General features: G+C 37.7%; 25 protein-coding genes and 1 other annotated feature. Of the genes, 21 read left to right on the top strand and 4 right to left on the bottom strand.

Annotated elements, in window-relative coordinates; all coding sequences use genetic code 11:
* Together ORL93_RS08900 and ORL93_RS08895 are read left to right on the top strand one after the other, a co-directional pair.
* Positions 1-615: spore coat protein (locus tag ORL93_RS08900; protein WP_265958893.1), on the top strand; the 615-nt coding region annotated here is incomplete at its 5' end.
* 162 nt (positions 616-777) lie between these two features.
* On the top strand, positions 778-1,440 hold the full coding sequence (locus tag ORL93_RS08895) for a YhcN/YlaJ family sporulation lipoprotein (protein ID WP_373926187.1): 663 nt from the start codon (positions 778-780) through the stop codon (positions 1,438-1,440).
* A gap of 68 nt (positions 1,441-1,508) precedes the next feature.
* Here ORL93_RS08895 and ORL93_RS08890 read toward each other — a convergent pair whose 3' ends face one another.
* On the bottom strand, positions 1,509-1,943 hold the full coding sequence (locus ORL93_RS08890; RefSeq protein ID WP_265958889.1) for a branched-chain amino acid ABC transporter substrate-binding protein: 435 nt from the start codon (positions 1,941-1,943) through the stop codon (positions 1,509-1,511).
* Positions 1,944-2,400: 457 nt separating this feature from the next.
* Between ORL93_RS08890 and ORL93_RS08885 the strand changes: the two genes are divergently transcribed.
* Positions 2,401-2,931 carry a BofC C-terminal domain-containing protein gene (locus tag ORL93_RS08885; protein ID WP_265958888.1) on the top strand — a complete coding sequence of 177 codons (531 nt, stop codon included), beginning with the start codon at positions 2,401-2,403 and terminating at the stop codon, positions 2,929-2,931.
* 13 nt (positions 2,932-2,944) lie between these two features.
* Here the strand turns inward: ORL93_RS08885 and ORL93_RS08880 are convergent, their stop codons facing one another.
* Positions 2,945-3,889, bottom strand: coding sequence for an iron-hydroxamate ABC transporter substrate-binding protein (locus tag ORL93_RS08880; protein ID WP_265958887.1), 945 nt, complete (start codon positions 3,887-3,889; stop codon positions 2,945-2,947).
* 191 nt (positions 3,890-4,080) lie between these two features.
* On the opposite strand from ORL93_RS08880, the gene ruvA reads away from it, so the two are divergent.
* From ruvA to yajC, 6 genes are read left to right on the top strand one after another with little or no spacing between them, the layout of a single operon-like run.
* On the top strand, positions 4,081-4,698 hold the full coding sequence (gene ruvA / locus ORL93_RS08875) for a Holliday junction DNA helicase RuvA (protein ID WP_000464518.1): 618 nt from the start codon (positions 4,081-4,083) through the stop codon (positions 4,696-4,698).
* 5 nt (positions 4,699-4,703) lie between these two features.
* A complete protein-coding gene (gene ruvB, locus ORL93_RS08870) occupies positions 4,704-5,705 on the top strand; it encodes a Holliday junction branch migration DNA helicase RuvB (protein WP_000344447.1) in 1,002 nt (333 codons plus the stop codon).
* Positions 5,702-5,902: a DUF2905 domain-containing protein gene (locus tag ORL93_RS08865; protein ID WP_000129822.1), complete on the top strand. Its 201-nt coding sequence runs from the start codon at positions 5,702-5,704 to the stop codon at positions 5,900-5,902. Before ruvB ends, ORL93_RS08865 begins: the two co-directional genes overlap by 4 nt.
* An 18-nt stretch (positions 5,903-5,920) precedes the next feature.
* Positions 5,921-6,973 carry a tRNA preQ1(34) S-adenosylmethionine ribosyltransferase-isomerase QueA gene (gene queA, locus ORL93_RS08860; protein ID WP_265958886.1) on the top strand — a complete coding sequence of 351 codons (1,053 nt, stop codon included), beginning with the start codon at positions 5,921-5,923 and terminating at the stop codon, positions 6,971-6,973.
* 14 nt (positions 6,974-6,987) lie between these two features.
* On the top strand, positions 6,988-8,127 hold the full coding sequence (tgt, locus tag ORL93_RS08855; RefSeq protein ID WP_000125373.1) for a tRNA guanosine(34) transglycosylase Tgt: 1,140 nt from the start codon (positions 6,988-6,990) through the stop codon (positions 8,125-8,127).
* A gap of 27 nt (positions 8,128-8,154) precedes the next feature.
* The gene (yajC, locus tag ORL93_RS08850) at positions 8,155-8,415 is read left to right on the top strand and encodes a preprotein translocase subunit YajC (protein ID WP_001068063.1); all 261 of its coding nucleotides are present in this window, start codon (positions 8,155-8,157) and stop codon (positions 8,413-8,415) included.
* 32 nt (positions 8,416-8,447) lie between these two features.
* Here the strand turns inward: yajC and ORL93_RS08845 are convergent, their stop codons facing one another.
* Entirely contained in the window at positions 8,448-8,831 is a 384-nt protein-coding gene (locus ORL93_RS08845) for a TIGR04086 family membrane protein (protein WP_265958884.1), read from the bottom strand.
* Positions 8,832-8,945: 114 nt separating this feature from the next.
* Here ORL93_RS08845 and ORL93_RS08840 point away from each other — a divergent pair, with 114 nt between their 5' ends.
* Positions 8,946-9,602 carry a DUF421 domain-containing protein gene (locus ORL93_RS08840; protein ID WP_098490209.1) on the top strand — a complete coding sequence of 219 codons (657 nt, stop codon included), beginning with the start codon at positions 8,946-8,948 and terminating at the stop codon, positions 9,600-9,602.
* Positions 9,603-9,642: 40 nt separating this feature from the next.
* Here ORL93_RS08840 and spoVB read toward each other — a convergent pair whose 3' ends face one another.
* The gene (spoVB, locus tag ORL93_RS08835) at positions 9,643-11,202 is read right to left on the bottom strand and encodes a stage V sporulation protein B (RefSeq protein ID WP_265958883.1); all 1,560 of its coding nucleotides are present in this window, start codon (positions 11,200-11,202) and stop codon (positions 9,643-9,645) included.
* A 218-nt stretch (positions 11,203-11,420) separates the two neighbouring features.
* On the opposite strand from spoVB, the gene ORL93_RS08830 reads away from it, so the two are divergent.
* From ORL93_RS08830 to hisS, 11 genes are all read left to right on the top strand, one after another.
* Positions 11,421-11,705 (top strand): post-transcriptional regulator, encoded by a 285-nt coding sequence (locus ORL93_RS08830; protein ID WP_003200455.1) that lies wholly within the window; start codon positions 11,421-11,423, stop codon positions 11,703-11,705.
* A gap of 346 nt (positions 11,706-12,051) precedes the next feature.
* The gene (secDF, locus tag ORL93_RS08825; RefSeq protein WP_003200458.1) at positions 12,052-14,313 is read left to right on the top strand and encodes a protein translocase subunit SecDF; all 2,262 of its coding nucleotides are present in this window, start codon (positions 12,052-12,054) and stop codon (positions 14,311-14,313) included.
* A gap of 272 nt (positions 14,314-14,585) precedes the next feature.
* Complete coding sequence (locus tag ORL93_RS08820; protein ID WP_097794482.1) at positions 14,586-15,479, top strand: cation diffusion facilitator family transporter; 894 nt, start codon at positions 14,586-14,588, stop codon at positions 15,477-15,479.
* Positions 15,480-15,598: 119 nt separating this feature from the next.
* Positions 15,599-17,938 carry a single-stranded-DNA-specific exonuclease RecJ gene (gene recJ, locus ORL93_RS08815; protein WP_265958882.1) on the top strand — a complete coding sequence of 780 codons (2,340 nt, stop codon included), beginning with the start codon at positions 15,599-15,601 and terminating at the stop codon, positions 17,936-17,938.
* Between the two features lie 47 nt (positions 17,939-17,985).
* A complete protein-coding gene (locus ORL93_RS08810) occupies positions 17,986-18,498 on the top strand; it encodes an adenine phosphoribosyltransferase (protein ID WP_003200465.1) in 513 nt (170 codons plus the stop codon).
* Between the two features lie 213 nt (positions 18,499-18,711).
* The gene (gene relA / locus ORL93_RS08805) at positions 18,712-20,898 is read left to right on the top strand and encodes a GTP diphosphokinase (protein ID WP_003200467.1); all 2,187 of its coding nucleotides are present in this window, start codon (positions 18,712-18,714) and stop codon (positions 20,896-20,898) included.
* Between the two features lie 17 nt (positions 20,899-20,915).
* Positions 20,916-21,356, top strand: a complete 441-nt coding sequence (dtd, locus tag ORL93_RS08800) for a D-aminoacyl-tRNA deacylase (RefSeq protein WP_003200469.1) — start codon at positions 20,916-20,918, stop codon at positions 21,354-21,356.
* 188 nt (positions 21,357-21,544) lie between these two features.
* A complete protein-coding gene (locus ORL93_RS08795; RefSeq protein WP_006096036.1) occupies positions 21,545-22,234 on the top strand; it encodes an alpha/beta fold hydrolase in 690 nt (229 codons plus the stop codon).
* 75 nt (positions 22,235-22,309) lie between these two features.
* A complete protein-coding gene (locus ORL93_RS08790; protein ID WP_097794481.1) occupies positions 22,310-22,642 on the top strand; it encodes a YrdB family protein in 333 nt (110 codons plus the stop codon).
* Positions 22,643-22,732: 90 nt separating this feature from the next.
* A complete protein-coding gene (locus ORL93_RS08785) occupies positions 22,733-22,909 on the top strand; it encodes a hypothetical protein (protein ID WP_003200475.1) in 177 nt (58 codons plus the stop codon).
* A gap of 54 nt (positions 22,910-22,963) precedes the next feature.
* Positions 22,964-23,196 (top strand) — a binding site (T-box leader).
* A gap of 69 nt (positions 23,197-23,265) precedes the next feature.
* Positions 23,266-24,537 carry a histidine--tRNA ligase gene (gene hisS / locus ORL93_RS08780; RefSeq protein ID WP_006096038.1) on the top strand — a complete coding sequence of 424 codons (1,272 nt, stop codon included), beginning with the start codon at positions 23,266-23,268 and terminating at the stop codon, positions 24,535-24,537.
* Positions 24,538-24,549 lie beyond the last annotated feature (12 nt).

Genomic DNA, 24,549 nt, shown 5'->3' with positions numbered 1-24,549 from the left:
CAAATGCCGAATATCATGCCGATGATGGATAATAATCAAATGCCGAATATCATGCCGATGATGGATAATAATCAAATGCCGAATATCATGCCAATGATGGATAGTAACCAAATGCCGAATATCATGCCAATGATGGATAGTAACCAAATGCCGAATATCATGCCGATGATGGATAGTAATCAAATGCCGAATATCATGCCAATGATGGATAATAATCAACCACCGCCAATACCTATGCCATATCAACCACAGATGATGCCACAACAGTATCCATATTATCAAATGCCATATCAACAACAGCAAAATCCGTATTATCAAATGCCATATACACAAGGTGTACCAATGATGCCGCAGCAAATGCCGATGCAACATACTTCAATGCCATATCAACCACAAACTGATAATAATATGCCACCGATGATACAAAAAGAGGAAGATTGTGGATGTGGTGAGGAAAGAAATCTATATAGTCCGCAACCAGGTGGCCCATATTATCCTAATTCTCCATACCATTCAACGGCCCAAGTTGCATATGCACCGCAGCCAGGTGTGATGAATTATCAACAAGACCCGCCAAAAATTTTTGGGGAGTCCTTTGCAGAAGATGAGGAATAATTTGGGTTATGTTAGCGATGAGAAGAAAGCGTGTTAGAAAATTCCTAGTGAAATATTAACAAGTGTAAAAACCCCCTTTGTTACCCACTATAAGAAGGAGCTTTTCGAGAGAGAAGTTTAAGCCTAACAAGGGGGGTTTTTATATTGAGTAAAAAGATTAAAATGATTGCCGCTTCTTTGTTAGTTACCAGTGCATTAGTTGCATGTGGTACACCAAATGATAAAAATGCAATGGATGAACGTAATGCGAATTATAATTATGAACGTACATCTTATTATGATAACCAGCCATATGGAAATAATGTAACACGTACAAATCCTTATACCGATTATGTCACATATCGAAATGGGAATAGAGTTACAGATAATGTATACGATCGTCGTAATGATGTTGGATATAATTATTACCGTGATGTAAATTACCACGGTCAAATTGCAAATCCTTATCCAACCCGTAACATTACAATGAACAATTCATACGTGAACAACGATGGTAAAACTGCAGAAAAAATTACAAATCGTGTTAAGCGTATGAATAACGTAGATCGTGTTTCTACTGTTGTACGTGGAAATGATGTAGTAATTGCGGTAAAACCACGTAATGCAGTAACAAATGAAGCAGCGATGGCAAATGAAATTCGTCAAGCTGTTACCAACGATGTGAAAAACCGTAATGTGTATGTAACTGTGAAAAACGATATGTTTAATCGTGTTGATACAATGAATACACGTCTGCGCAATGGAACAGTTACAAATGATTTAAACCGTGATATAGAAGAATTGGTCCGAGATATTCGTACTGGTGTAACTGGTACAGTGAGATAACAAAAAAGGGAAAGGTTTCGGCCTTTCCCTTTTTGATTTCTTAAGTATTAAAAAGGCGGTGCCAAAAATCATTCATCAATATCCTGCACACGTTTTTTCTTGATAAAGTAACTAACAGAAAAAGAAGCTAAAAAGCATAGGAAGAAGATACTTCCCATAAGAATCGATTCCCACAACAGTCTTTCGGGACTGAAAATCATATAAATAATAACAAAAATAATACCTATAATAGCAGCACGTAAAACAAGTTTGTAGTAAGGAGTTGTTTTCATTCCTTTTTCAGTTTCTTCAGCATCAATGGAAATCCCCATTTGTAAATAGGCTAGAAGTATACTTGTTAACAAAAATAATAACCATAGCGGAGATTTTGTAATTTGATCTATACCTTCATAGAAGCCAATATACCCCAAAATCCCTAGTATACCAATTGTTTGAAATAGAAAAGCGATTCGAACATTTTTTAGATTTTGAAGGATTAAACGTTCATCTTTTATTTTTTTCAATATACTCACCCCTGTTCACCAAATTTTTCATTTCACTTATATCAAGTGTAACATATATATTGCGTTAATCAATTTATATATTACTAAATAGACTGTAGGAATAAGTACTGGTGTAAAAAGGTAATAAATATTTTTATTTATTATGTTGCTTTCCGATGCTATTAATGTTATATTAGCAAAGCGATGAGCTAATTTACGTAAGACGAGAGATATGCTTAAGTGCTAAACACGCGGATGTGGCCGCCTGGTCTCTCGCCGTAAACGCATCAAGACGCCTGCTATGTTCAGGCGTCTTTCTTATTATATAATAGAAAACGATTCATGCAGGCAGGGTTACACCTTACCTGCATTTTTTAGTTTCAATAAAAATAACTATTCTTGTTATCATGGATAAAACACCCATTTCCGGCAAAACTACAAATGGAAGTTCTATATTGCCTAGAAGAGGTGAGCGGAAATGAAGTTCATGATGGTTGCAGTTCAAGTTGTAATCGCTATGTTTTGTTTATATCATGAATCGAGTGTGATAGCTGCGGTTCCTGCACCAAAGGTCACACAAAAAGAACCTCAAGTTACGATTTTATTAGAGCGTATGTATGTGGATGGAGAAGTAAGTGAGGAAATTTTCACTGAAAAAGTAGCAAACTTAGAACAGTTTCTTCAGCAGTACAAAGAATGGCAACTTGTTGATCGAGATGATACACAAATTGTATTGCAAAAAAAGGTAGATGATATTTCACCACTACTTAAAACGAGTGGATATTTTGGTGTTTCTAATGAGGGGATACTGCAAATTTTTAATGGTGTGCCACAAGAAGATAATGCGATTCATTCCTTTTTTCAAATTGATATGAAGAAGCTAGAAAGTTATGAACGAGCAGAGTTAAAACGCGGTATTCGCATCAAGTCAAAAGAACGTTTTGTGAAGACCATTGAGAAGATGAGGCAGTATGCCGTACAAAATAAGAAAAATAGCAGCCCGGGATGAGCTGCTATTTTTCTTATTTGTTTTTATCTAAAATTTGTTTTGCAATTTCATCAATTAGCATATTTTTTCCGATTGGGTTGAATGCTTGTGTGTTAAAGACTTCATTACTTACTTCGTAAACGTGGTTATTTTTTACCGCTTTGTTATCTTTCCAAACGGCGCTGTTTTTGTAATCATCATAAACTTTATCTGCTTCGCCGCCAAAGTTTACGATAAACATTTGATCAGGCTGGAATGCAACAAGGCCTTCTAATGACACTTGTGCCATCGTTTGTTTTAAATCTGTACCTTTCGTTGCAGGAAGCTTTAAATCGTTAAAGAGAATATCACCATAACCAAAGCTACCATATACACGGAAGTTTTGCGGTGTTACAGCAAGGAACATAAAGTTCTCATCTTTTGTTTTCTCTTTAATCTTTTTAGATAAGGACGCCGCTTTCTTATCGTAGTCTGCAATCCATTTATCAGCTTTTTTCTCTTCGTCAAATAGCTTGCCTACTTCTTTAAATTTACCGCGCCAGTCTTCTAAGTTGGTTTCTAAGACAACTGTTGGTGCAACTTTTGTTAATTGATCATAAATTTTTAATTGACGATTGTTTAAAATGATTAAGTCTGGTTTTAAAGCAGTAACTGCTTCTAAATCGACTTTAGGTGCCCAGTACCAACCAACTGCTTTTACACCTTCTAGTTCTTTTTGTAAATGATTTTGGATTTTATCTTTATACGTGTTGGCAGTACCAACTGGTTTATGACCAAGAAGTAATAGTTCTTCAGATGATCCAGATAAATCAACAATTCTTTTTGGATTTGTCGGAATTTCAACTTCTCCTTTTGCATGTTTTACAACTTTTGTTTTCGGTTGTTCTTTCGCCTGTGATTCTTCTTTTTTAGAAGAGCAACCAACGATGGCAAGAACAACAAGAATGAGAGTAAGTAGAATAGATAAATTGCGTTTCATCTTGTATGTAACCCCTTTAATTAATATTGATAATCATTATCGACTTTGTAATATTAATTTGCTTTATATCATTCTGTCAATATTAAAAAAATGGAAAATCTAAATAGAGAACATTTGTTGGGGCAGTCTCGCTTTTCCATCATTAAATATGTTAAAATGGAATACATGATTTAAGAGGGAGAGATCGTATTTTGTTTGAATATGTTACAGGCTATGTGGAATATGTAGGGCCGGAATATGTCGTTCTTGATCATAATGGAATTGGCTATCAAATTTTCACGCCAAATCCGTATGTATTCCAAAGAAGTAAGCAAGAAATTCGTGTATATACATATCATTATGTGAGAGAAGATATTATGGCGCTTTACGGATTTAAGACACGTGAAGAGCGATTATTATTTACAAAATTGTTAGGTGTGTCAGGAATCGGGCCAAAAGGTGCGCTTGCCATTTTAGCTTCTGGTCAAACCGGACAGGTCGTGCAAGCAATTGAACATGAGGATGAAAAATTCTTAGTGAAATTCCCGGGAGTCGGAAAGAAAACAGCACGCCAAATGATTTTGGATTTAAAAGGAAAATTAGCTGATGTTGTGCCGGATGCATTTGTTGATTTATTCTCGGATGTAGAACGTTTCGACGAGAAGAAAGGTTCATCGGCTGAGCTTGACGAAGCGCTTGAAGCACTGCGTGCACTTGGCTATGCGGAACGAGAAGTAAATCGCGTTATACCAGAGTTGTTAAAAGAATCACTTACGACGGATCAATATATTAAAAAGGCACTTAGTCTTTTACTAAATGGTAAGAGGTGAGTAGAATGGACGAACGCCTCCTTTCAGGAGAATCGGCATATGAAGATGCGGATTTAGAATATTCGTTACGGCCACAGACGCTCCGTCAGTATATTGGCCAAGATAAGGCAAAACATAATTTAGAAGTGTTTATTGAGGCGGCGAAGATGCGTGAGGAGACATTGGATCACGTACTATTATACGGACCGCCAGGGCTTGGTAAAACAACGCTTGCGAATATTATTGCTAATGAGATGGGTGTTAATATTCGAACAACGTCAGGTCCAGCAATTGAGCGTCCAGGAGATTTAGCGGCAGTGTTAACTGCACTTCAGCCTGGCGATGTATTATTTATTGATGAAATTCATCGTTTGCACCGATCAATTGAAGAGGTGTTATACCCAGCGATGGAAGATTTCTGTCTTGATATTGTCATCGGTAAAGGTCCGAGCGCACGATCTGTACGTCTTGATTTACCTCCATTTACGCTAGTTGGTGCAACCACACGCGCTGGTGCATTATCAGCACCGCTTCGTGACCGCTTTGGCGTGTTATCACGATTAGAGTACTATACAGTAGATCAACTATCAGCAATTGTGGAGCGTACAGCAGAGGTGTTTGAAGTTGAAATAGATTCATTAGCTGCTTTAGAGATTGCAAGGCGTGCACGTGGTACACCGCGTATTGCAAACCGTTTACTAAGACGTGTACGTGACTTCGCGCAAGTTCGAAGTGATGGAACAATTGCGATGGAAATTACCCAAATGGCATTAGAGCTCTTACAAGTCGATAAACTAGGTCTTGATCATATTGATCATAAGTTACTGCTTGGAATTATTGAAAAGTTCCGCGGTGGTCCAGTTGGGTTAGAAACAGTTTCAGCAACAATTGGAGAAGAATCCACTACAATTGAAGATGTATATGAACCATACCTACTTCAAATCGGATTTTTACAACGGACACCAAGGGGCCGAATTGTAACGCCACTTGCGTATGAACATTTCGGAATGGAGATGCCTAAGGTATGACCGATATACCGAAGCTGCTTATCACGGCGGGTATTCTTCTCATTGTTATCGGCTTAGCTTGGAAGTTCATCGGAAGGCTTCCAGGCGATATTTTTGTGAAAAAAGGAAACGTTACCTTTTATTTTCCGATCATTACATGTATTGTGTTAAGTGTTGTATTATCTTTTATTATGTATATAATAAATCGATTTAAATAGAAATAGGTGGATATAGTTATGGATATTAATCTGTTTGATTTTCATTTACCGGAAGAACTTATTGCACAGACGCCTCTTGAAGAGCGTGAAACATCAAGATTAATGGTGTTAGACCGTGAAACAGGTGATATCGAGCATAAGCATTTTACGGACATTCTTTCTTATTTACATGAGGGAGATTGTTTAGTTTTAAATGAAACGAAAGTTATGCCTGCTCGTTTGCATGGTGTGAAAGAAGATACAGGTGCACATATTGAAGTGCTTCTTTTAAAACAAGAAGATGGAGATAAGTGGGAAACACTTGTGAAACCGGCTAAACGTGTAAAAGAAGGAACTGTCATTTCTTTTGGGGAAGGAAAGCTAAAAGCAACTTGTATTGGAACAGCTGATCAAGGTGGTCGTCAGCTTGAGTTTTCGTATGATGGTATCTTTTATGAAATTTTGGATGAACTTGGAGAAATGCCGCTACCTCCATATATTAAAGAAACGCTGGAAGATCGCGACCGTTATCAAACGGTATATGCGAAGGAAATTGGTTCTGCAGCAGCGCCGACAGCTGGACTTCATTTTACAGAAGAGTTATTAGAGAAGTTAAAGAAAAAAGGTGTTCATTTAGCATTTATTACGCTTCATGTTGGTCTTGGTACGTTTAGGCCAGTTTCTGCTGATACAATTGAAGAACATCATATGCATGCGGAGTATTATCATATGTCAGAAGAAACGGCAGATTTGTTAAATCGTGTAAAAGAGAACGGTGGTCGCATTATTACAGTTGGGACAACGTCAACTCGTACACTGGAAACAATTGCTACAGATAACGATGGTAAGCTTTGTGCGGCATCTGGATGGACGGATATCTTTATGTATCCAGGATATGAATTTAAAGCAATTGATGGTTTAATTACAAACTTCCATTTGCCAAAATCAACATTAATTATGCTTGTAAGTGCATTTGCAAATAGAGAAAGTGTACTTCATGCTTATAATGAAGCAGTAAAAGAAAAATACCGTTTCTTTAGCTTCGGTGATGCGATGTTCGTTGCATCTCATGCTAAAGTGAGAGATAAATAAAAAGGAGTAAATCTATGACAGCAATTCGTTATGAATTTATTAAAACATGTAAACAAACGGGCGCACGTTTAGGCCGTGTTCATACACCACATGGCTCATTTGATACACCGACATTTATGCCAGTTGGTACACTTGCGACAGTAAAAACAATGTCACCAGAAGAGTTAAAGGCGATGGACTCTGGTATTATTTTAAGTAATACGTATCATTTATGGCTTCGTCCGGGTCACGAAATTGTTCGTGAGGCAGGCGGATTACATAAATTTATGAACTGGGATCGTGCTATCTTAACAGATTCTGGTGGTTTCCAAGTGTTTAGTTTAAGTGACTTCCGCCGTATTGAAGAAGAGGGCGTTCATTTCCGTAATCATTTAAATGGAGACAAGTTATTTTTATCGCCAGAAAAAGCAATGGAAATTCAAAATGCATTAGGTTCAGATATTATGATGGCATTTGATGAGTGCCCGCCGTTCCCTGCTACGTTTGAATATATGAAAAAATCTGTAGAACGTACAAGCCGCTGGGCAGAGCGTTGTCTAAAGGCTCATGAGCGTCCGCAGGATCAAGGTTTATTTGGTATTGTACAGGGCGGAGAGTTTGAAGAACTTCGTCGTCAAAGTGCGAAAGACCTTGTTTCAATGGACTTCCCAGGATACGCAGTAGGTGGTTTATCAGTTGGAGAGCCAAAGGATATTATGAACCGCGTGCTTGAATTTACAACACCGCTTCTTCCAGATAATAAGCCTCGTTACTTAATGGGAGTAGGTTCTCCAGATTCATTAATTGACGGTGCAATTCGTGGTATCGATATGTTTGACTGTGTACTTCCAACTCGTATTGCTCGAAATGGTACATGTATGACAAGTCAGGGTCGTTTAGTTGTGAAAAATGCGAAGTTTGCAAGAGACTTCGGTCCGCTTGATCCAAATTGTGATTGCTACACATGTAAAAATTACTCTCGTGCGTATATTCGCCACTTAATGAAATGTGATGAAACTTTCGGAATTCGTTTAACGTCTTATCACAATCTTCATTTTCTGTTAAACTTAATGGAGCAGGTGAGACAAGCCATTCGTGAAGATCGTCTTGGCGATTTCCGCGAAGAGTTCTTTGAACAATATGGCTTTAATAAACCGAATGCTAAAAACTTCTAATACATATAATTAAAGGAGGAACAAAAGATGAATCCAGGTATGATGAATATCATCATGATTGTTGCGATGTTTGCGATTTTCTATTTTTTATTAATTCGCCCGCAACAAAAGCGTCAAAAGGCAGTAGCTCAAATGCAAAGTGAATTGAAAAAAGGTGATGCTATCGTAACAATCGGTGGCTTACACGGTACAATTGAGTCAGTAGATGAGACTAAGATTGTTGTTAAATCTGGTGGTTCACACTTAACATTCGACCGCAATGCGATTCGTGAAGTTGTGAAGAACTAATAAGTAGAAGCCCTGCAAATGCAGGGCTTCTTTTAATTTGTACGTTTTGTCATGTTAACACCAAATATGCCTCCAAGTGTACTTGCACCCATTAAAGCTAATTGATAGAGAAGTTGTGACTTAGATAAAGAATTTGAGAATCCTAAGTAGCTAACGAGAAAAACAAGAATGGTAAAGGTAATCCCCGTTGTAAGTCCAACTAGCCAGCCTTTTCCTTGCGCTTTTTTACCGGCAACAAAGCCAGAGCTGAGCATAGAAAGAATAGCGAATATAAAAAGGGTTACTGTCAATGTTCCTTCGCTAATATTTGTAAACTTTAATAATAGAGCAACAATCATACTTGTAACTGAGGCAAGTATTAATAAAGTGATAATACCAAAACCGATTGCTGTGGATAATTTTTTTGTTCCATCCATTATGCATTCCTCCTTTTTAATACAAGCATATTTTCATTTCTTGTAAGTTAGACTAGTTTCTTTTTTGCTGGTTAAACTACACCTTAGACGAAATGTGTAGAAAGGAGATTAAAGATGGGATTATGGGGAATTGTTTTACGAACGGTGGTACTGTATTTTATTATGTTAATCATTTTTCGAGTTATGGGAAAGCGCGAAATTGGAGAGTTAAGTATATTAGACTTAGTCGTTTTCATTATGTTGGGAGAGCTTGCTGTATTAGGGATTATTGAGGCTGATCGCCCTATGTGGGATCAACTTGTCTCTATGGTAGTAATTGTAGTGATTCAGGTTGTATTGGCATATGCTTCGCTCAAAAGTGGAAAGATACGTCATCTGATCGATGGTGAACCGGCTATTCTTGTTCGGAGAGGGAAGATTGATGAGAAACAAATGCGAAAGCAACGTTATAATATGGACGATTTATTAATGCAGTTAAGAGAAGAAGGGATTGGCGATATTCGAGATGTTGAATACGCAATTTTAGAAGCTTCAGGGAAATTATCTGTATTTGAAAAGCAAAAGAGTAAAAAAAATAAGGATGATAAGCTTGTTTTTTCATTTCCGCTAATTATTGATGGTGAGATTCAACAATCACATTTGCATATGATTGAACAGTCAGAAGAATGGCTTGTGAAAAAATTAAAGAACATAGGACACCGAGATGTAAATGAAATTTCGTATTGCAGCTTTCAAAACGGAAAGTTTTTTGTAGATTTAAAAGATAAGTAAGAAGTTTGCTATTGAAAAAGCAAGCTTCTTACACATGTGGTTATTTTAAAAATGATAGCTTTCGGAGTAAAGGAAGGCGTTGCAATTCATCTTTACGGATGAGTTTGAAAATAAGAAGCAGTACAATGTAAAGGATAGTGGTTAATGTAATTTCCCATAATGTTTGTATGCCGAGTGAATGTGAAAAAATAATGTATTTGTGAAGATAGAATCCGAAAGCTCCTGCGAGGCTGATCGCAATCCCACCGAAAATATAATCTCTCATGTAAATTGTAAATGTAATTTTCTTTAAGACTGTTGCATAGTGAAGGAATGTGACTGTCACAATGTTAGCTGCAATTGCAATTGCTACTCCCATCATTTGAAATTCTGAACGTGAAGCGAGTAAGAAAATAACGAGCAGTTTTACGATAGCTCCGATAAATGTGTTCATCATCGCGGCGCGTGCTAAGTTTAAAGCTTGCAAAACAGATGTGAGAGGGCTTTGAAAGTAGTGAAATAAAAAGCAAGGTGCAAGTAATTGAATAAATGCAGTTGCGCTATCTGAACCGTACATAAGAGTTAAAATAGGTGAAGCGAATACGTAAAGAATAACGACAGACCAGCCTCCAGTAATTAAAGAAATACGCAGCGCTTGTTGCAGACGATGTTCTACTAATCGATGCTGCCTTTTTGCCATTGCTTCACTAATAGATGGTACAAGTGCTGTAGAAAGAGCGTATGTAATAAAAGCTGGTAATGATAGGAGCGGGAAAGCATAGCCATTTAATATGCCGTATTGCTGCGTAGCAACTGAAGCAGCGACACCCGCAATAGCTAGACTTTGCATGACGACAATTGGTTCGAAAAAGTAAGAAACCGACCCAATTAAGCGGCTCCCTGTAGTTGGAAGTGCAATTTCCATAAGGGAATGAAATGTATGTTTACTTTGCTTAACGGTGCTCATAAAGCCAGATCGTATCGAGAGGTGTTTTTCACGCTGGAATAGGGTGAGTAAAAATAATAACGATGCTACTTCACCAAGTACAGCTGATAACATTGCTCCTGCAGCTGCATATTCAACACCATAAGGTAAAAATAGACGAATACATACTGCGATAATTGTAATGCGGACAACTTGTTCTAGCACTTGTGCATAAGCGCTTGGTTTCATATTTTGCTTTCCTTGGAAGTAGCCGCGCAAAACAGATGAAACAGCAATAACAGGAACGACGGGTAAAATGGCCATGAGTGGATAGTATGTTCTTCTATCTGTTAATAAAGTTTCAGCTAAAATCGGGGTGAGAAGCATGATTGCGATTGTTAAGATAATACTAATAACGGATGTAACAGCTAATGAGACTGTTAATATTCTCTTCACTTTTTGTTTGTCATGTACTGCTTCTGCTTCTGCGACGAATTTGGCAATAGCAACAGGAAGCCCGATTTGTGTTAATGTAATTGCTAAAATAAAGGTGGGGACAGCCATCATATAAAGACCGACACCTTCTTCTCCTAAAATACGCGCCATTACAATTCGGTTTATGAACCCGAGAATTTTTGTAATAAAACCAGCTAGCATTAAAATAAATGCACCTCGTAAAAAGCTTTGTCTCGTCATGATCTTCTCCTACCTTCTCAAAATCAATGGAATGATTTACAATAATTTATATGCACGTATGAGACAAGAATGACAAGCATTTAAGAGGATGCGCTTATAAAGTAAGACTTTCATGGGAAAGAGCAGAGCGATAAAACCCTTAAAGACAGTTATTGCTGTCCATTAGAGCGGGATGAAAAGCGACTTTTCGTGCTGAAATCAGAAGGAGATGTGATGGTATGATTGAAAAAGAAGATTTGGTAGAAGCTTACCGCGGACAGTTACAAGTCGTTTTAGAGAGCAAATTAGAAGAATTCCAAATGTTTGGCTATGATCGAGTGACTGTTAATGATATTTGGAAATGTTTAAAAAGTAAAAAGTGGAAAAAAATAAAAAGTGAAATTAGATTGTATGAGCTTGTGAATGATGTGCTAACATTAACAGCAAATGAGTATATGACATATTTAACAGTAGAAGCGTATCAAGCGCCACTTTGGTCATTTGAAGAATATGAAAATAAATAACCGACTGTAATTGGTTTGTTCTTCCTTTTGCAGTATAATGATAGGTATTGATAAAGAGGAATGTATATGTCAGAGATTTTAAGTAAAGGAGGTAGGAAGCAGAAGTCATAAAAATTTGTAGTAAGATATAGGTTGCAGCCCAGCGTCTAAAATGTAGAACTGAGGTTTTGCCTATATGGCTAGTATGAAAGTTGAAAATTCACAGAAAGGAAGCCTACTAACTAGACAAATGCAGAAGTGTAAAGGAATGCCTGTGAATAAACAGAAATGGTTGTTACAGGAAATTGTCTAGCGTAAATGAATGATATGATTTGTTTATGGTTTTAGTAGCAGAAAGAAGGTACATATGGCAAAGCGCGGTACTAGAATCGTCGCGTTTTTTCTCATCGTTTTATTAATCGGTGGAATTATTGGCGCGACAGGAAAAAACATAACAAAAGGAATTAGTCTTGGACTAGACCTTCGTGGTGGCTTTGAAATCTTGTATGAAGTAAAGCCGGCGAAAAAGGGAGATAAAATCGATCATGATGCACTTGTAAGTACAGTAGGTGCTCTTGAAAATCGTGTGAATGTTCTCGGTGTTAGTGAACCGAACATTCAAATCGAAGGGAAAGATCGCATTCGTGTACAGCTTGCTGGTGTAAAAGATCAGCAAAAAGCACGTGAAATCTTATCTACTCAAGCGAAATTAACATTCCGAGATGTGAATGATAATCTTCTCATGGACGGAACAGATTTAAAAGGCGGGGGAGCGAAGCAAACGTTTGATGATCAAGGCCGACCAAGCGTTGGACTTACATTAAAAAGTGCTGATAAGTTTCGTTCTGTTACAGAAAAAATATTAAGTATGAAGCCTGACAATTTAATGGTAATCTGGCTTGATTTTGAAGAAGGTAAAGATTCTTATAAAGCTGAAGCAGCAAAACCAAATCCTAAATTCTTATCAGCAGCAACAGTAAATCAAGTATTTAATCAAGCGGAAGTATCTATCACAGGTGGAAACTTCACAGTTGAAAGCGCAAAACAGCTTTCATCTTTATTAAATGCTGGTGCACTTCCTGTTGATTTAAAAGAAATGTATTCAACATCTGTTGGGGCAAAATTTGGTCAACAAGCATTAGAGCAAACGATTTTCGCTAGTGCAATCGGAATTGCTATTATCTTCTTATTTATGCTTGTATTCTACCGTTTGCCAGGACTTGTAGCGGTTATTATGTTAGGGTTATATATTTTCGTAACATTGCTTGTCTTTAACTGGATGCATGCAGTCCTTACGTTACCGGGGATTGCGGCGTTAGTGCTCGGGGTTGGTATCGCGGTCGACGCGAATATTATTACGTATGAGCGACTGAAGGAAGAATTGCGAATTGGTAAGTCAATGATGTCAGCATATCGCGCTGGTAATCACCGTTCGTTAGCAACAATTTTAGATGCGAACGTTACGACAATTGCAGCAGCTGGTGTGTTATTCGCTTATGGTACAAGTTCTGTAAGAGGGTTCGCAACAAGTTTAATCGTAAGTATTTTAGTTGGTTTCCTTACAAACGTATTCGGTACTCGTTTCCTACTTGGATTACTTGTAAAAAGCCGTTACTTTGATAAGAAATTATCTTACTTTGGTGTGAAACAGAAGGAAATTATTCCGTTATCGAAAGGTGTAGAACATGCACCAACGAGATTTGATCGTATTAACTTTGTGAATATCGGTCACAAGTTCTTTTTATTCTCAATTGTAGTTGTTATTGCTGGAGCAATTATACTACCAATTTTCAAAATGAACCTTGGAATTGACTTTGCGAGTGGTACACGTATGGACTTGCAGTCAAAACAAGCGATTAGTGTAGATCAAGTTCAAAAAGATTTACATGAGTTGAAAATTGATGTAAAAAAAGAGGACATTGTACCAACAGGGGATGACAATAAAGGATTTGCTGTTCGTACATTAGGCGTTTTATCAAAAGATGAAATTGCGAAAGCAAAAACATTCTTCCACGATAAATATGGTACAGATCCAAATGTAAGTACAGTTTCTCCAACAATCGGGAAAGAGATTGCACGAAATGCATTTATCGCGGTTCTGATTGCTTCAGCGGTTATCATTTTATATGTGAGTATTCGTTTCCGTTTCACATATGCGTTATCTGCCGTATTAGCATTGTTACATGATGCGTTCGTTATGATTGTTGTGTTTAGCGTATTCCGATTGGAAGTAGATTTAACGTTTATCGCTGCGGTATTAACAATTATTGGTTATTCTATCAATGACTCGATTGTTACCTTTGACCGAAACCGTGAGTTATACAAACAGAAAAAACGAATTCGTGATTTGAAAGATTTAGAAGAAATCGTAAACTCAAGTATTCGTCAAACAATTGGTCGTTCCATTAATACAGTTTTAACTGTATTGTTCCCAGTTATTGCACTGCTGATCTTCGGTAGTGAATCACTGCGAAACTTCTCACTTGCATTAATGGTTGGATTAGTTGTAGGTACGTATTCTTCTGTTTTCGTTGCTTCTCAAATCTGGCTAATGCTTGAAAATCGCCGATTGAAAAAAGGAAAAGGCAAGAAAAAAGTAGAAACTGAAGTATCTGAACCACAAGTATAAAGGTTAGAACAGAACATATAAAAAGATGATGCCTCTTTACATTAGAGGCATCTCTTTTTTCGTTTGTGGATACAATAAAGCGATACTTCCTTTAGCGTTTTTTGCTAAAGGTTAGTGGAACTAATCGGGGTGTTAGGGACAGTGAAACTTCCTTTAGCGGTTTTGTTAAAGGTTAGTAGAGCCAGTTACGGAGACTAGTGGGAAGTGATGCTTCTTTCATTATTTTTTGTAACAATAAAAAAGGTAGTTTGAGAAAAGAAGGGATTTCAGTTATGGAAAAAGATGAACGTTTTAAACAGGCCGAGTTTGGTGCCATTGTTGGAATCGTTGGAAATATTGTCTTAGCGATTGTAAAAGCGGTAATCGGCTATATTGGGAATAGTAAGGCGCTTTTAGCGGACGCAGTTCATTCAGCGTCAGATGTAGTTGGTTCGTTAGCTGTGTTTTTTGGATTGCGTGCAGCGAAGCAACCCCCCGATGAAGATCATCCGTATGGGCACGGAAAAGCGGAATCGATTTCAGCGATTATTGTTGCAGTGTTATTATTTATTGTTGGGATTGAAATTGCGATTTCTTCTATAAAGGCTTTTACGCAGTACCTTGAACCACCGAAGGGAATTACAATTTTTGCGGTTATTCTTTCTATCGTGCTAAAAGAAGGGATGTTTCAGTATAAGTATCGATTAGGGAAACGGATAAATAGTGATGCAATTATTGCAAATGCATATGAGCACCGTTCAGATGTGTTTTCTTCAATTGCAGCTTTAATCGGGATTTGTGCAGCTATTATCGGCAATAAACTAGGTTTAGATTGGCTTGTGTATGCCGATCCTGTTGCGGGATTATTTGTTTCTCTACTTGTTGTAAAGATGGCATGGAGTATTGGAAGAGAAGCGATTCATACAACGCTTGATCATGTACTTCATGAAGAAGATGTTATTCCGCTAAGAGAATCAGTTCTTCAAGTGGAAGGTGTGAAAAAAATTGGTTCTTTGTATGCAAGAGAGCATGGACATTATGTCATTGTTGATATTAAAGTGTCTGTTGATCCATATATCACAGTGGAAGAGGGACATCGCATCGGGAAACATGTAAAAGAGGTATTGATGAAACAAGATAATGTACAAAATGTTTTTGTACATATTAATCCGTATTCTCCTGATTGATACGAAATAAGTAAATATTCATCTGTTTATGGAGATATTCAATCATAACTAATAGAGTTTGTATCATATTGTCACCCCTTAATCTGTCTTGTATAATGGACAGGTTAAGGGGTGATTTCGTGTTACAACCGAAGACGCGTTGGAAAGAAAAGTCATTTAATGAGGAACTGGTGAGTGAATTAGCAAGTAAATTGCAATTATCACCGCTTGTTACTTCGTTATTCCTCAGTAGAGGTTTAGATACAGAAGATAAGATTGTGGATTTTTTAAATACAGGACAGCAAGAATTTCACGATCCATTTTTGCTTGAAGGAATGGACCTTACGGTAGAACGTATAGGGCAAGCCATTCAAAATGGAGAACAAATTTTAATATTCGGAGACTATGATGCGGACGGTGTAAGTAGTACAGCCGTTTTATTTCTTGCTCTTCAAGAATTAGGTGCGGATGTTGAGTTCTATATTCCAAACCGATTTACTGAAGGGTATGGACCGAATGAAGAGGCGTTCCGCTGGGCACACCGTGCGGGATTTTCTCTTATCATTACTGTTGATACAGGTATCGCAGCAGTCGATGAGGCGCAAGTAGCAAAAGAGCTTGGTATAGATCTTATTATTACAGATCATCATGAGCCGCCGCCAGAACTGCCAGAAACACTTGCGATTATTCACCCGAAGCTAAAGGGTGGTGTTTACCCGTTTCATTATTTAGCGGGCGTTGGTGTTGCGTTTAAAGTAGCGCATGCACTACTTGGGCGTGTACCGGAGCATTTATTAGAAATTGCAGTGATTGGTACGGTAGCCGATTTAGTATCACTTCATGGTGAAAATAGATTGCTTGTGCAGCGTGGATTGAAACAAATGCGAATGACAAAAAATATTGGTTTAAAAGCATTATTTAAAGTAGCAAATGTTTCACAAAGTGAGATTACGGAAGAGAGCATTGGTTTCTCAATTGCACCGCGTATTAATGCAATTGGTCGTTTAGAAGATGCGGCTCCGGCAGTTCACCTCCTTTTATCAGAAGATCCAGAAGAAGCGAAAGAGCTTGCTGAAGAAATTGATGAACTGAACAAGCTTCGAAAAGATATTGTAAAGCAAATTACAGAAGAGGCGATTGCAGAGGTAGAAAACAATTATCCGCCAGAGGACAATAAAGTGTTAGTGCTCGCGAAAGAAGGATGGAATCCAGGAGTAATAGGGATTGTTGCTTCTAAATTAGTAGAACGCTTTTATCGTCCAACAATTGTATTGTGTATTGATCCCGAGAAGCAAACAGCAAAAGGGTCTGCTCGTAGTATTGCAGGATTTGATTTATTTGCAAACTTATCAGATTGTAGGGAATTGTTACCGCACTTTGGGGGACATCCAATGGCGGCGGGAATGACGCTTCATATGAATGATGTGGATGAACTGCGCCGCCGCTTAAATGAACAAGCAGATGCGATTTTAACGTCTGAAGATTTTACTCCGATTACAACAGTTGATGCGATTTGCAAAGTGGAGGATGTGACGCTCTCAGCGATTGAGGAAATGCAGAAGCTCGCACCGTTTGGTGTTGGAAATCCGAAGCCGCGTATCGCAATTAGAGATGCGGAGTTAGAAAGTATTCGTGCCATTGGATCTGATGGTTCTCATTTGAAAATGGCACTTCGTGACGGACAGGCGACGTTAGATACGATTGGATTTGGTTTTGGAGCCTATGCGAAAGAAATTTCTCCAGTTGCTCACGTTTCTGTCGTTGGTGAGGCATCAATTAATGAATGGAATAATTTCAAAAAACCGCAACTTATGATTCAAGATATTGCGGTAGATGCATGGCAATTATTTGATTGGCGTAGTATGCGTAATGTGGAATCGAACTTAGCAGAACTTTCACGAGAAAAAATAACAATGGTGTATTTTTCTGAAGAGGTATTAAATAAATTTTCTTTAGAAGAATATAAAGAACAACTTATACATGCTTCAGAAGTGACTGACCTAGATGGTCGTTATATTGTGTTGCTAGATTTACCAAAGTCAACGGATGAATTACGAGGTTTATTTGAGGCAGGATTCCCAGCGCGAATTTATACGCTGTTTTACCAAGAGAATAATCATTTATTTAGTACAGTTCCAACAAGGGAACACTTTAAATGGTACTATTCCTTTTTACACCAAAAAGCACCATTTTCTTTAAGACAACATGGAGAACAGCTATGTCGTCATAAAGGTTGGTCAAAAGATACAGTAAATTTCATGACACAGGTGTTTTTTGAGTTAGAATTTGTTACAATAAAAGACGGTGTCATTTTTATGGCAGAAGAAATGAAAAAGCGTGATTTAATTGAATCGAACACATATCGTGAGAAAATGAACCATCTACAACTAGAAAAAGAGTTGATTTATAGCACATATCAACAATTATATACATGGTTTGAAACGATTCGTAATCATAAAGAAGTAGAACAGTTAGGGTAAAGGCCTTGTATTTACAGACCTTTTATATCTGAGGAGGATTCAGAAATATGGACTTTAAGCAACATATCGCAATTGTACCGGATTATCCGAAAGAAGGTATCGTTTTTAAAGACATCACACCTTTAATGAACGATGGGCAAGCATACAAAGCAGCAACAGATGAAATCGTTGCTTACGCAAAACAAAGAGACATCGACCTTGTAGTAGGACCAGAAGCACGTGGTTTTATTATCGGTTGCCCAGTTTCTTACGCATTAGAAGTAGGATTTGCACCAGTTCGTAAATTAGGGAAATTACCTCGTGAAGTAATTACAGTTGACTACGGTAAAGAGTATGGAAAAGATGTTTTAACAATCCATAAAGATGCAATTAAACCAGGTCAACGCGTATTAATTACAGATGACCTATTAGCTACAGGTGGAACAATCGAAGCGACAATTAAGCTAGTTGAAGAGCTTGGCGGAATTGTAGCAGGGATTGCATTCTTAGTAGAACTTACTTACTTAGATGGCCGCAAAATGTTAGACGGTTATGATGTATTAGTGTTAGAAAAATACTAATTATTATATAGATAAAACTACGGCGATAGAAAAAAAGTACCCGTGAATCTCTTGGAGAGGAGCGGGTACTTTTGTATAATTGTACAAAAAAGTATGATGAAATATCAGTAAAATCTTTTCCTTTTCACAATTCACAATCATTAGGTTATAATGATAGAATAAAATTTATTCTATGAGTAAGGGAAAAGTCAATTTTCAATAAAAGGTGATTCGATGGCAAATGAGCAAGTACTAACAGCTGAACAGGTACTCGAGAAGGCAAGTCAATATTTAGCGGACGATGATATTGAGCTGGTGGCACGTGCCTATGAATATGCACGTGATGCACATAGCGAACAGTATAGAAAATCGGGCGAACCATATATTATTCACCCGATTCAAGTAGCAGGTATTTTAGTCGATTTACACATGGATCCATCTACAGTGTCGGCAGGTTTTTTGCATGATGTAGTAGAAGATACCGAGGTTACACTAGAAGATATTGAACGGGAATTTAATAAAGAAATTGCCATGCTTGTTGATGGTGTTACAAAGCTTGGGAAAATTAAATACAAATCTCATGAACAACAGCAAGCAGAGAACCATCGCAAAATGTTTATTGCAATGGCCCAAGATATTCGTGTTATTTTAATCAAATTAGCTGACCGTCTTCATAACATGCGTACACTTAAGCATTTGCCTCAAGAAAAGCAGCGTCGTATCGCAAATGAAACGTTAGAAATTTTTGCACCTTTAGCTCATAGACTCGGAATTAATACTATTAAATGGGAGCTAGAGGATACATCGCTTCGCTATTTGAATCCGCAGCAATACTATCGCATTGTAAACTTAATGAAGCGGAAACGTGCAGAACGTGAAGAATATTTAGATGAAGTCATGACGGGTATTCGTGACAAACTGAAAGAAGTAGCGATTCAACCTGATATTTCAGGTCGCCCAAAGCATATTTATAGTATTTATCGTAAAATGGCACTTCAAAATAAACAATTTAATGAAATTTATGATTTGCTAGCTGTGCGCGTTGTTGTAAATAGTATTAAAGACTGCTATGCAGTGTTAGGAATTATTCATACGTGCTGGAAACCAATGCCAGGTCGTTTTAAAGATTATATTGCAATGCCGAAAGCGAACCTATATCAATCCCTCCATACAACTGTGATTGGTCCAAAAGGTGACCCGCTTGAAGTGCAAATTCGTACGAAAGAAATGCATGAAATTGCAGAATACGGAATTGCGGCACACTGGGCATATAAAGAAGGAAAAGCGGCAGAAGCAACAGGTACACTTGAGAAAAAATTAACGTGGTTCCGTCAAATATTAGAATGGCAAAATGAAGCTTCTAATGCGGAAGAATTTATGGAGTCATTAAAAATTGATTTATTTTCTGATATGGTATTCGTCTTTACACCAAAAGGAGACGTCATGGAATTACCACTAGGTTCTGTTCCAATTGATTTTGCTTACCGTGTCCATTCAGAAATAGGGAATAAAACAATTGGTGCAAAAGTAAACGGGAAAATGGTAACACTTGATTATAAATTAAAAACAGGTGATATCATTGAAATTTTAACATCTAAACATTCATATGGACCAAGTCAGGACTGGGTAAAACTTGCGCAAACATCTCATGCGAAAAATAAAATCCGCCAATTCTTTAAAAAGCAGCGCCGAGATGAGAATATCGAAAAAGGTCGCGAGCTTGTTGAAAAAGAAGTGCGTAGCTTAGAGTATGAAATGAAAGAAATATTAGCACCTGACAATTTAAAGCGAGTGGCTGAGAAATACAACTTTGCAAATGAAGAGGATATGTTTGCGGCAGTTGGGTATAACGGCATTACGGCTGCACAAATTGCAACGCGTCTAACGGACAAGTTCCGCAAACAACGTGACGAAGAACAAGATATTGTGGAAGTAAAAGAAGTTCGTAAACCGATGAAAATCAGAAAATGGGATTCAGGTGTAAAAGTAAGTGGAGCTGACAATTTATTAATTCGCTTATCGAAATGCTGTAACCCAGTTCCAGGTGACGATATTGTCGGATACATTACGAAAGGACGCGGTGTCTCTATTCACCGTCGTGATTGCGTCAATGTGCATACAGAAGAAGCTAAGGAGCGTTTACTAGAAGTAGAGTGGGAAGGTAGTCCAGAAAAAGAGATTGAGTATAACGTTGATATTGAAATTTCTGGTTATGATCGCCGCGGCTTACTAAATGAAGTTCTGCAAGCTGTAACAGAGACGAAAACATATATTTCAGCTGTTTCAGGTAGAAGCGACCGCAATAAAATGGCAACGATCAATATGTCCATTTCTATTCGTAATTTACATCATTTGAAAAAGGTAGTAGAGCGTATTAAAAGAGTTCCAGAAATTTATGCAGTACGCCGCATGATGCATTAATAGGGAGTGTATAAAATATGAGAGTTGTCTTGCAACGATCAAAAGAAGCGTCTGTTACAGTAGATGGTGAGATTGTAGGGCAAATTCCGTTCGGTTTAACATTGCTAGTTGGCATTACACATGAAGATACAGAAAAAGATGCAACATATATTGCCGAGAAGGTTGCGAATTTACGTATTTTTGAGGATGGGAACGGGAAGATGAACCATTCTGTCCTTGATATGGAGGGACAAGTGCTATCCATTTCACAATTTACATTGTACGGAGATTGCCGTAAAGGAAGACGCCCAAACTTTATGGATGCTGCGAAACCAGACTACGCAGAGAACTTGTATGATTTCTTCAATGAAGAACTGCGCAAACAAGGACTGCGCGTAGAAACGGGCAGGTTCGGAGCAATGATGGATGTTTCTTTAATTAATGATGGTCCGGTGACCTTAATTTTAGAAAGTAAATAATGATGCTGGAAGAGAGGATGCATGTCATCCTCTCTTTTTTTATCCCGCTATTCACGGGCGATAATACCTACACTGTTTAAAGTTTCATCTTATAAGTCTTACGAAAGGAATATTTTGTTAATTTGTAATATAATTATTTGGAAAATAACAAAAATAGTAACAAGGGAAATTACAGGGAGGTACATGTTATGGCAACGTTTGTATTTGTTCATGGAGCATGGGATGGAGGATATGTTTGGAAAGAAGTCGCTACATGTTTAAGAAAAGAGGGGCATGAGGTATATACACCTACATTAACAGGACTTGGGGAGAGAACGCATCTCGCACAACCAAGTGTAGGATTGAAAACATATATTCAAGATATTGCTAATGTTATTCAATATGAACAGTTACACGATGTAATTTTAGTGGGACATAGTTATTCAGGCATGGTGATAACGGGGGTAGCTGAAGTTATTCCTGAATCTATTAAAAACCTTGTGTATATAGATGCTATGCTTCCAAATGATGACGATTCTGTTATGGATATTTCTGGACCTAAAATGGCTACTCATTTTATAGAAGAAGTAAAATTATCTGGGGAGGGATGGCGTATTCTCCCTAGAAATGCATCAGATAAAAGAAAATCGGCTATGCCTTTATTAGCTTTTACACAAGCGATTGAAATGAAAAATCCGAAAGTTGACGAGATACCACATACATATGTAGAAATATTAGATCATCCAGAACATTGGCCAATGACGCCTATTTTCCAAAAATCTGCTGAAATAGCGAGAGAAAGAGATTGGGATGTTTTTTCAGTACAAACAGGTGGGCACTGGGTGATGCAAACAAATCCAGAAGTGTTAGTTCGTATATTAAGTCAATATACGAACTAATTTTGAAACGATGAGATATAAGGTGCTCAACTCACCGCGGAAGAAGGGGAATCTGAAGTGGGGAGCTGGTATACGATGCTTCAAGAAATGAATATAGCTTTCCGTTTTGTATTAGAGTTATGTACCCTTGGAGTTATAGGGTATTGGGGGTTTCAGGTGGGGAAAGGACCTGTTATAAAAGGAACATTTTCCGTTGTACTTCCTCTTATCATAGCTGTTATATGGGGATTATTTGGAGCACCAGAAGCAACATGGAAATTACAGGGCGTGTTACATCTGATGTTAGAAATAATAATTTTAGGGTTAGGTAATGTAGCACTCTATCATTTAAGATATGTTGCGTTAGCGACTATATTTATGATTGTCATTTTTACCAATAGCGTCCTTATGTACATATGGAAGCAGTAGTAGATTCCCTTTCTTATTCGTGTATAACTAACTCATTGATATGGAACAATAAAAGTAAAAACATCCATATTGATTGTGAGGGATACGCGTATGCGCATGAATGAAAAAGGACACTCTGTGACAAACGGTGCAAACCAATTATTTAACGTGAATTTTCATGAGTTTATTGCAAGAGAACAAAATAATACCTCTATGGAGCTTGCATCTGAATTTGGTATTTCATTGCAGGATGTAAAACGGTTAAAGAAGCAGATTGAACGCTCCTAGTGCACTTGACAATCGCCCTGAACAAACGTATAGTAATTTTATATTTACATATGAAGAGAACCGATGATAGAGAAGAGTAGATGAGATACACATGAAAAGAGAGGAAATGTCCTAGGCTGAAAACATTTCTACATGATGACTAATCGAATGACACTCTGTAGGTTTCAACTTGAACGGCACAAATGCTTAGTAGGGGTTGAACGCAAGTTTAAGCGTTATTAAAAAAGTGGAAGCATACGTGCTTCAATTAGGGTGGCACCACGGGTGATAATACTCTCGTCCCTACTGGATAATCAGTAGAGGCGGGAGTTTTTTTATTTTTAATAAGATTAAAACAATTTGAGGAGGAACTGAATATGTCTATTCAAATCCCACGCGGAACGCAAGATATTCTTCCAGGAACCGTTGAGTTATGGCAGTATATCGAAGGGCAAGCACGCGAAATTTGCCGTCGTTACAACTATAAAGAGATTCGTACACCAATTTTTGAGCACACAGAATTATTTTTACGCGGTGTTGGTGATACAACAGATATCGTACAAAAAGAAATGTACTCATTCCAAGATCGTGGTGAACGTAGCTTAACATTACGTCCAGAAGGAACTGCACCTGTTGTACGTTCTTATGTTGAAAATAAAATGTATGGTGATGCAACACAGCCAACGAAATTATATTACATCGGTCAAATGTTCCGTTATGAAAGACCACAAGCGGGTCGCTATCGTCAATTCGTACAATTTGGTATCGAGGCAATCGGTAGTAATGATCCAGCAATTGATGCGGAAGTGATTGCACTTGCTGTAGAATTCTACCGCGGCATGGGATTAAAAAACATTAAAGTTGTCCTAAATAGCTTAGGTGATGCAGCGAGCCGTCAAGCGCACCGTGAGGCGTTAATCGCTCACTTTGAGCCTCGCATCGGCGAATTCTGTTCAGATTGCCAATCTCGTTTAGAGAAAAATCCACTTCGTATTTTAGACTGTAAAAAGGACCGTGATCATGAATTAATGAGCACAGCACCGTCTATTACAGAATACTTAAACGAAGAATCAACAACGTACTATGAAAAAGTACAAGAGTTATTAACAATGATGGGTGTCCCATTTGAAAAAGATCCAAACCTAGTGCGCGGTTTAGATTACTATCAGCACACTGTATTTGAGATTATGAGTGAAGCAGACGGTTTCGGTGCAATCACGACATTAAGTGGCGGTGGTCGCTATAACGGTCTTGTACAAGAAATCGGTGGTCCAGAAATGCCTGGTATTGGTTTTGCGATGAGTATTGAACGTTTAATTATGGCGCTGAAAGCTGAAAATATTGAATTACCAATTGAACATAACATTGATTGCTACGTTGTAGCACTTGGAGATAAAGCGAAAGATCACGCAGCAAAAATTGCATTTGATCTTCGTAAAGCTGGATTATCAGTTGAAAAAGATTATTTAGATCGCAAAATGAAAGCACAATTTAAATCAGCAGATCGTCTAAATGCGAAATATGTAGCTGTATTAGGAGAAGATGAGCTAGATAAAGGCATCATCAACTTAAAAGATATGGCAACAGGTGGACAAGAAGAAGTGGCTTTAGATGTATTTGCTTCATATGTAGCAGAGAAATTAATATAGGGGGAACGAACA

Source organism: Bacillus sp. DHT2 (assembly GCF_026241455.1).
Lineage (GTDB): Bacteria > Bacillota > Bacilli > Bacillales > Bacillaceae_G > Bacillus_A > Bacillus_A pseudomycoides.
Note: the sequence above shows the minus strand (reverse complement) of the source record. Positions and strands in the feature narration are given on the sequence as shown.